The organism is Ruegeria sp. L12 (assembly GCF_056531745.1).
This window is the reverse complement of the sequence record NZ_JBQFMH010000045.1, coordinates 1-1,272: the sequence shown is the minus strand read 5'-3', so window position 1 is coordinate 1,272 and position 1,272 is coordinate 1. Positions and strand designations below refer to the sequence as shown.

Below are 1,272 nucleotides of genomic sequence, written 5' to 3'. Positions count from 1 at the left end.
TTTGCAAAGTTCTCAATCTGCGGTTTCGCTTTCAAGGGCGGATTTAGATCGCATCGGGGTCATGGTTCTCTCTGGGGTCGAACGAGCCGCCCCACAATGGCGTCGGTGACGGGATGCCTTCTGGAAGTCCGCTGCGAAGTCACCCGGTGAGGTGCATCGACTTTGCATCACGAGGTCATCCAGTCTCCGTCCCGATAGGACCAGTTTCCGCAGTATGCGGAACTCTGTGTTTCAAATCATGCGGGCAAAGCCTCCTTTTTCCAGGCGAACTCGGTTCCATCTCGCCAAAGCCGTGTCAGGATGACCGCCATCTTGCGCGCAGTCGCGACCGTCGCCTTTTTGAGCCCTTTGCGTTGCACAAGCCGCATTGCCCAACCCTTCAATGGGCTGAACTTTGCGACCCGCTGGATGAGTATGTTCGCAGCCTCATAAAGCAGCTTGCGCATGCTTCGGTCACCGCGTTTAGAAATGCGACCGGACCAATCGGTTTCGCCTGATTGGTAGCGTCTCGGCGTCAATCCTAGATACGCTCCGACATCCACCGCACGCCGGAAGCGTGTTGCGTCATCAATGGTGGCAATAAAGCTCAGGGCTACGATAGGCCCAACCCCAGGCACGCTTGTCAGGCGCCGTGCCAGTGGGCAATCCTTTGCATATTTCTGGATCTCGGCATCAAGTTCGGCGGTCTCATGGCAGACTGTTTCATGCACCTTGATCAGCGATGCGAATACGACCTCAAGGATCGGATCACCGGAAACAATCTCGCTGAGTTGATCGCGGAAGTCGCGTCGGCTCCGCCCTTTACGCACAACGCCAAGACGGACGCCGAAGGTTTTCAAAATGCCGCGCGCCTGACCTTCGATGTCTATGCGGATGCGAACCAGACGTTCGCGGGCCGACAGGAGCAGGCGCAGTCGGTCGCTATTCTCACTTTTGATATGTACCTCGCGATACCAGCCGGTTCGGGCCAACTGAGCTAGCGCCTCCGCATCCGAGCGATCTGACTTGTTCATACGTGCCGACAGAGCTTTGTGTGCCGCACGGGCGTCAATACACACCGCCGGCATGCCACGGCGAACAAGCTCGCGTGAGAGCCAAATGGACAGCGGCCCAGACTCATGCACGATCCGTTCAACGCAGTCAGCATGTAGATAAATCGTCTTGATGATCTCATCCGGGTCAGTCGAGCACTCACCCTCAAAAACGCGCGTGCCATCCTCTTGCAGAACACACACTGCGCAATTGGTCAGGGACACGTCTAAGCCAACATAG

1 protein-coding gene is annotated in these 1,272 nt (G+C 56.8%); it reads right to left on the bottom strand.

The window, feature by feature from the left end; all coding sequences use genetic code 11:
* Positions 1-236: 236 nt before the first annotated feature.
* Positions 237-1,272: IS110 family RNA-guided transposase (locus ACR0K9_RS21465; protein WP_480826106.1), on the bottom strand; the 1,036-nt coding region annotated here is incomplete at its 5' end.